This is a genomic window from Thermoplasmata archaeon, from assembly GCA_035632695.1.
Classification (GTDB): Archaea; Thermoplasmatota; Thermoplasmata; order RBG-16-68-12; family RBG-16-68-12; genus RBG-16-68-12.
This window is the reverse complement of the sequence record DASQGG010000068.1, coordinates 1-7,080: the sequence shown is the minus strand read 5'-3', so window position 1 is coordinate 7,080 and position 7,080 is coordinate 1. Positions and strand designations below refer to the sequence as shown.

The 7,080-nt window shown below is 66.8% G+C and carries 7 protein-coding genes; 3 read left to right on the top strand and 4 right to left on the bottom strand.

Features of this window, described 5'->3' with window-relative positions:
• Positions 1 to 230: 230 nt before the first annotated feature.
• A complete protein-coding gene (locus VEY12_05430) occupies positions 231 to 3,083 on the top strand; it encodes a DEAD/DEAH box helicase (protein HYM39570.1) in 2,853 nt (950 codons plus the stop codon).
• Between the two features lie 7 nt (positions 3,084 to 3,090).
• Here VEY12_05430 and VEY12_05425 read toward each other — a convergent pair whose 3' ends face one another.
• Positions 3,091 to 3,474, bottom strand: coding sequence for a MaoC family dehydratase (locus VEY12_05425; protein ID HYM39569.1), 384 nt, complete (start codon positions 3,472 to 3,474; stop codon positions 3,091 to 3,093).
• Between the two features lie 102 nt (positions 3,475 to 3,576).
• Between VEY12_05425 and VEY12_05420 the strand changes: the two genes are divergently transcribed.
• Positions 3,577 to 4,590, top strand: a complete 1,014-nt coding sequence (locus VEY12_05420; GenBank protein ID HYM39568.1) for a zinc-binding dehydrogenase — start codon at positions 3,577 to 3,579, stop codon at positions 4,588 to 4,590.
• 66 nt (positions 4,591 to 4,656) lie between these two features.
• Here VEY12_05420 and VEY12_05415 read toward each other — a convergent pair whose 3' ends face one another.
• The 3 genes from VEY12_05415 to VEY12_05405 all read right to left on the bottom strand — a co-directional run bounded on the left by VEY12_05415 (position 4,657) and on the right by VEY12_05405 (position 5,610).
• Complete coding sequence (locus VEY12_05415; GenBank protein ID HYM39567.1) at positions 4,657 to 4,824, bottom strand: hypothetical protein; 168 nt, start codon at positions 4,822 to 4,824, stop codon at positions 4,657 to 4,659.
• Between the two features lie 153 nt (positions 4,825 to 4,977).
• Complete coding sequence (locus VEY12_05410; protein HYM39566.1) at positions 4,978 to 5,202, bottom strand: hypothetical protein; 225 nt, start codon at positions 5,200 to 5,202, stop codon at positions 4,978 to 4,980.
• Positions 5,203 to 5,223: 21 nt separating this feature from the next.
• The gene (locus tag VEY12_05405; protein ID HYM39565.1) at positions 5,224 to 5,610 is read right to left on the bottom strand and encodes a VOC family protein; all 387 of its coding nucleotides are present in this window, start codon (positions 5,608 to 5,610) and stop codon (positions 5,224 to 5,226) included.
• Positions 5,611 to 5,776: 166 nt separating this feature from the next.
• On the opposite strand from VEY12_05405, the gene VEY12_05400 reads away from it, so the two are divergent.
• Positions 5,777 to 7,080, top strand: a 1,304-nt coding sequence (locus VEY12_05400) for a tetratricopeptide repeat protein (GenBank protein ID HYM39564.1), incomplete at its 3' end; no start/stop codon positions are given.

Sequence of the window (7,080 nt, the reverse complement as noted above, 5' to 3'; positions counted from 1 at the left end):
TTGCGAAGAGTGGCTCAATGCTTGACCTCCGACTGATCGGGGAAGACGCCAGGCAATACTCTGTCTCCTTTTGGAAAACTGATGGCAAGGACGACCGTATGCTAGCCGTCATCGAGTCCCGTTTCATTCACTAGGCACATGGTCGCCTCGGTCGGGCCGTACTCTGCCCCAAGCTTCACTTAGCCCCGCACCAGAGTTTTAAGGGCATCAGATGATTGCCATCGTCTTGGATGTCAAGGAGCCAGGCTACCGAGTTCCAATTGCGCGCTGGTATCGAGCGCCTCAACGAGATGCAGCAGCGAGCGCGAGCTGCGCTAGTCCGGGGCGGCGATATCCTCATCGTTTCCCCGACCGGATCTGGCAAGACCGAAGCTGCACTCCTCCCTCTCCTAGAATGCCTCTTGCGCCACGATTCCAAGGGAATTCAACTGGTGTATGTAACACCGTTGCGTGCGCTAAATCGGAATCTCACTGAACGCGTTAGTCGTCTCGTTTCTGGCTCGCCGATTACCGCAGCCGTCCGCCACGGCGACACGCCCGCCTCGGAGCGTCGCAGGCAAGCCGCCCACCCACCAGACATCCTAATCACCACCCCGGAGACCCTCCAGGCCATCCTCCCGGGCAAGGTCATGCAGCGCCACCTGCGCAACGTGCGCTTCGTGATCATCGACGAGGTGCACCAGTTCGCCGAGGACCGTCGCGGCGTGCAGCTCGCCGTCGCCCTGGAGCGCCTCCGTCGCATCACGGAGAAGGACTTCCAGCGCATCGGCCTCTCCGCCACGGTTGGCCACCCCGAGCAGATCGCCGCCTTGTTCGGCGGCGAGAAACCCCTCGAGGTCCTCCTCTCCCCCCTCGAGAAGAAGATGGAGTACCGCGTGGAATGGCCGCGCCCCATCGACAAGGACTTCGAGACCGCGCGAGACCTCTACATCAGCCCGGAAGCGGCGGCCTCCCTCTCCGAGATCGACGACACGTTGGACGAGAGCCGCTCCACCCTCGTCTTCGTGAACGCCCGCCCCCTCGCAGAGCTCCTCGGCTCGCGCCTCGCCATGGTCCGCACGGACGTCGGCGTCCACCACGGCTCCCTGCCGCGGGAGGAGCGCGAGCGCGTGGAGGCCGGATTCAAGGCGGGCACGATCAAAGGCTTGGTCTCAACTTCGACCCTGGAGCTCGGGATCGACATCGGCTCCGTGGACCGCGTCCTCCAATACATGTCCCCCCGCCAGGTCACGTCCTTCATCCAGCGTGTCGGCCGCTCGGGCCACACGCTCGAGCGCACGTCGAAGGGCTGCATCCTCGCGGTCTCCGCGGACGACGCGATCGAGTCGGTCGCGGTCGTCCAGGCCGCGGAGGCGAAGGACCTCGAGCCGCTGCACGTCCACGTCAACGCCCTCGACGTCCTCGCCCATCAGATCGTGGGCGCCACGCTGGACCGGGGAGGGACCGCGAATCTCGAGGAAGTCCTCGAGGTTATCCGGAAGGCCGGCCCGTACCACGGCCTCGACTTGGAGCAGGCCGGGAAGGTCGTGGAGTTCCAGGACCACCTGGGCGTCCTCCGGCGCCAGGGCGAGAACGTCCGCGTGACCGCCAAGGGCCGGAACTACTACTACGAGAACCTCTCCACGATCCGCGACGAGCGCCGCTACCCGGTCATCGACCTCACGGACCAGAGGCCCGTGGGCGTCCTCGGGGAGGAGTTCATGGTCCTCCATGCGAAGGAGGGCTTGCACTTCATCGTCCGCGGGCGGCCGTGGAAAATCGCGAAGATCGGCCAGGACGGCGTCGTGTACGTGACGCCGGTCGCGGACCCCAACGCCGCGATCCCGGGCTGGGACGGCGAGATGCTTCCGGTGCCGTACCACCTGGCGCAGCGGGTGGGCGCACTTCGGAAGGACATCGACCGTCGTCTCGCGAAGAGCGGCCTCGAGAAGACGGTGGCCCACTTCGTGAAGGCGTGGCCCATGAACAAGACGGGCGCCAAGCGCCTCGTCGAAGAGGTGGCGAACCACCGCAAGACCGAATGCCCCGTTCCGACGGACGACCGGATCGTCGTGGAGGCCTTCGACCGGTTCCTGGTCGTCCACGCCGCCTTCGGCGAGGTGGTCAATGTCACCCTGGGCGACCTCCTCGAGGAGCTCCTCGCTCGGAAGCACCTTGTGCGGTTCTGGTGGACGGACCCCTACCGCATCCTGTACGAGCTCGTCGCGGACACGCGCGAGCTCGACGTCGAAGGGTTGGTGGAGGATCTCCTCAAGATCGACGACGAGACCCTGGAGGGCGGGCTGCGGGCGCTGCTCGAGGACCACCTGCCCCTCGGCTACTACATGAAGTTCATCGCGGAGCGATTCGGCGCGCTGCGCCGCGGGCTGACGATCGGCGAGGGCGAGATGAACTCCCTCGAGATCCGCTTCGCGAACACGCCGATCTACGATGAAGCGGTGCGGGAGGCCCTCCTGCTCCACGCGGACTTCGAGCGCGTGCGGGAGATCGTGCAGCGGATCCGGAACGGCGACATCCAAGTCGTTGTCCACAAGTCCGACGAGACGCCGACCCCGTTGGCCTATCCGATTCTGCGCCGCTACGTCGAGGCGCCCGAGCTCTTCTCCCCGGAGGCGGAGCGGGCCGAGATCCTGGACCGGATGCGCCTCCACCTCATGTCCGAGCCCGTGCACATGCTGTGCTTCGAGTGCGGGCGCTTCCACGAAGAGGTCCGCCTCGGGGAGCTGCCGGACCACCCGGAGTGCGTGCAGTGTCGATCCCGGTTGCTCACGGTCCTGGGCTTCTCCGCGTGGACGGTGCGGGACGCGCTGGCCAAGCGTCAGCGGAAGCTCGACCTTAGCGACGAGGAGAGGAAGCTGCTCACGCGGTCCAAGCAGATCGCCGACCTCGTGGCCGTGTACGGGAAGCGTGCAGTATTTGCCAGCTCCGTCTACGGGGTGGGCCCAACGACCGCGAGCAAGATCCTCGCGAAGATGGACGAGACGGAGAAGGAGTTCCTGAACGACCTCTTCGAGGCCAAGCTCAAGTACGTGACCACGAGGCCGTACTGGAACGAGCCGCAGGCGAAGCCGAAGATGTACTGACACGGGCTCAGGACTTCGACCGGATGATTCCGTGGGTTGTCCCGGTAAGCACGCACTTCTCGTCTTGGTTGCGGCACTCGAAATCCACGGCGACGGCCAGATGCCCCCCTTCGCGCGACACCTTCGTCACGACCGCGTCGACACGGACCGTGTCTCCCACGAAGACGGGCCGGAGGAACTCGAACGTCATCTCGCGAGCGATGTAGTCCAAGTCGCCCCCGATCTTCGTTGGGACGGTCGCCGTCAGGAGTCCATGGACCATGACTCGACCTCGTTCATCCGGTTGGAGGTGGTGGGTCCCGCGGTCTCCCGAGAGATGTGCGAAGGCCTTGACGTCCTCCATGGTGAACCTCCGCTGCCAGGAGAACTTCTGGCCGACCTCGATGGCCATTCGGTCCACTGACACGCGCGATCTTCTTATGCCTTGACCCGGTGGGTAGCGCGGTGTCGGACCCGGAGGCGCGATATAGCTCACCTCCGTTATCTCGGCCTCATGGACGCCTACCGCCTGAAGGCCAAGGACGTGGCGCAGTGGGAGGATGTCCCGCGGCCCACGCCATCCGCCGGCGAGGTCCTCATCGCGATCAAGGCGAACGGTCTCTGCCGCTCCGATGTGCACGCCCTCCGGGGCGTCCTCAAACAGGAGCCCTCGACGATGGGCCACGAGGGCGCGGGCGTCGTCGAGGCCTTCGGCCCCGGGGTCGCGGCACCGCGCGTCGGGGATCGCGTGGTCGTGAACTACGTGAACCCGGATGGGACGTGTCCCATGTGCCGCGGAGGCCGGGAGGAGATCTGCGAGCGCACGCCCCTCGGATTCGGCGTCGACGGCGTCTTCGCCGAGGCCATCGCCCTCCCTGCCGCGAACGTCGCGGTCCTCCCGGAGACCATTCCCTTCGAGGAAGGAGCGGTGCTCGGATGCGCGGGGTGCACAGCGTGGGCCGCGACCCTGCGATCCGGCCTGCGGCCGGGCCACGCCTGCATGATCATCGGCCTCGGCGGCGTGGGGATGCAGGGCGTGCAGACCGCGAAGCTGTTCGGTGCCTCTCCGATCGTGGCCGTCGACGTGAGCGAGCCGAAGCTCGCCCTCGCCCAGCGTCTCGGGGCCGACGTCCTCGTGAACGCCTCGCGGGAGGATCCCGTCCGCGTAGCGCGCTCCCTCGGCGATGGCCGCGGCGTGGACGTGGCGTTCGAGTACATCGGCCTGCCGCAGACGTTGAACCAGGCGATCCGGGCGGTGCGGGGCGGCGGGACGGCGGTCATGGTGGGCATCCCCGCGGGCGACGTCAGTTTCAACGGACTCACGTTCAACCTGGATGCGAAGACCCTGCTGGCGATCCAGGGGCACACGAACCGGGACCTGCGGGAGGTGCTCGCGGCGCGAGCCCGCGGCCTCCTGAGGACCGGCGAGACGATCACGCACCGCCTGCCCTTCAAGGAGATCGAGCGCGCGTTCGCGATCCTGGAGCGGCAGGAGGGCGATCCCGTGCGTGTCGTCCTGCGCCATTGACGCCGCGTGCGCCCTTGCCGAAGCGACGGAGGCCCTGCCACGAGCTGTTGCAGGGACGGCGGCGTCTCAGCGCTCGTCGTTCGATGGGCTGCGGCGGATGCGCATTTCTTCGGTGAGCTTCCACGTCCTGCCGCCGTCGAAGGACTCCTCGGCGCGCCATCGGAAGGACGTGCCCGTGATCTCGGAGAAGATCCAGTGCTCCGGGTTGCCGTCGTCCTTCGTGGTCGCGAGCACGATTTCATCCCCTACCTTTCGGGCGACGAAACGACGGAGGAGGCTGCGGTCCGGGGCGATCCACAGGCTGGTCCACGTGTCCCCATCTGCGTTGGGGAACCGGATCGTGGTGCCGATGGCCCGCTCCTGCGGCGGATCCCCCTCGAGGGCGCTCTAGATGTCCTGGACCGCGCGGCCACCTAGGATCCAGCGCCAGCGGAGTCGGCCCTTCCTCCTTCGCTCGGAACCGTCGGGTTCGATCCACCGCCAGTCGATGTCCCAGTCGCCCACGAACTGCCCGAAGAGCATGAGGCGGTCCCGGTACCGGGGATCGGGTCCCGCGGCGCCCAGGCCCGGTAGGAACCAGGCGACCTCTACGGCGTCCTCCGGTTTCGCCACACGCGCACCCCCCCGCCGGGCTCACGCCGACTGGCACAGTTCGATCCAGTTTCCGTCCGGGTCCTCGATGTACGCCCAGCGGCTCGTGGGCGCGCGGATCTCTTGCACCATGGGATGGCCCGCCTTCTTGGCCTCCGCGAGGGCTGCGTCCAGGTCCTTCACTTGGAAGGCGAGATGATCCAAGCCTTCCCCCACCGCGTACTTCGTGGCGAAGGGGCTGCCTTTCTCGTAGTAGTTGAGCTCGAGGATGTGCCCGCCCTCCTCCGTGGCCAGGTTGACCGCGATCCCCTTGGCCGCGGCGATCGTGCTGCGCTCGATTTCCTTCATGCCGAGGACGTTCGTGTAGAACTTCACGGACGCGTCGAGGTCCTTCACACGGATCCCCGTGTAGATGAACTTGGCCTTCATGATCTCACCATCGCGAGGCCACGGGACGAGATAACCCCTTAGCCGCCGCACGACGGCTCATACCCCCGCTTTCGGATCGCCTAAGGGCTCCCGGCAGGCTTATCCCAATCCGAGGAAGTCCCCGTCAGGTCCCACGTGGGCACCGTGGGTGAGGTCCTGCGCAGGCATGCCGCCGCACGAGTCGGGGGGGAAGCGACGCCTCGCGGTCCTGCCCCTGGCAAACATCAGCCCGGACCCCAAGGACGAATTCTTCAGCGACGGTCTGACCGAGGAACTCATTTCGACCCTGTCCAAGATCGCAAACCTCGGCGTCATCGCGCGTACCTCGGTCATGCGGTACAAGGCAACCACGAAATCCATCCGGGACGTCGGTCGGGAGCTCTCCGTCGGGACGGTCCTTGAGGGGAGCGTGCGGCGCTCGGGGAACAAGATCCGGATCACCGTCCAGCTCATCGATGCCGCCTCGGACGAGCACCTCTGGTCCGAGGTCTACGACCGGGACCTGGAGGACGTGTTCGCCATCCAGAGCGAGATTGCGCAGCGGGTCGCGCGGGCTCTCCGAGTGCAGATCCGTCGCGCGGAGAAGGCCGGGATTGAACGGAAACCCACCGAGGTCCCCGAAGCCTATGCCCTGTACCTCCAGGGTCGCGTCTCCCTGAACCTCCGGACGGAACCGTCCCTCCGCAAGGCGATCGACCTGTTCCAGGACGCCCTCGCCCGCGACTCCCGATACGCCCTCGCGTACACGGGTCTCGCGGACGCCTATGCGGTGCTCGCCCTCCTCGAGTTCGCCCCCCCGAACGAGGCGTTCCCCAAGGCGCGCGCCGCTGCGGCAAAGGCCCTGGAGGTCGACAACCGGCTCGCGGAGGCGCACACCTCCCTGGGACTCGTCCGTTTCCAGTACGACTGGGACTGGTCCGGAGCGGAGGCCGAGTTCCGCCGCAGCCTCGAGCTGAACCCGAACTACCCGCAGGCCCACCAGTTCTTCGCGGACTACCTGAAGGCCATGGGGCGCTTCGACGAGGCGATCGCGGAGATGAACCGGGCCTTGGAGTTGGACCCGCTCTCCCTGGCCATCAGCACGGGGCTCGGGCACGTCCTCTACCTCTCGCGGCAGTACGATCGGGCCATCGACCAGTACGGGCAGGCGCTCCGGCTCGATCCCGGGTTCGTCCAGGCCCACCTCTGGTTCGGTCGTCCGTACCTTCAGAAGGGCATGTTCGAGGAGGCCATCGCCGAACTCACCCAGGCCGTCACGCTCTCCAGGGAGAGCACGGTCTCCCTGGCCACCATCGGCCAGGCGTATGCCGCGGCGGGCCGCACCGCGGAGGCGCGCGAGACCCTCCAGCAGTTGCTTGACCGGGCGCAGCGCCAGTACGTCCCCTCCTATTGGATCTCCTTGGTCTATGCGGCCCTCGGCGAGCGGGACCAGGCGTTCGCCTGGCTCGACAAGGCGCTCCAGGAGCGTTC

What these genes read in the sequence shown, in the direction of transcription:
- VEY12_05430 (HYM39570.1), top strand. Translation starts at nt 231, where the DNA reads ATGTCAAGGAGCCAGGCTACCGAGTTCCAATTGCGCGCTGGTATCGAG.
- VEY12_05425 (HYM39569.1), bottom strand. Translation starts at nt 3,474, where the DNA reads ATGGCCATCGAGGTCGGCCAGAAGTTCTCCTGGCAGCGGAGGTTCACC.
- VEY12_05420 (HYM39568.1), top strand. Translation starts at nt 3,577, where the DNA reads ATGGACGCCTACCGCCTGAAGGCCAAGGACGTGGCGCAGTGGGAGGAT.
- VEY12_05405 (HYM39565.1), bottom strand. Translation starts at nt 5,610, where the DNA reads ATGAAGGCCAAGTTCATCTACACGGGGATCCGTGTGAAGGACCTCGAC.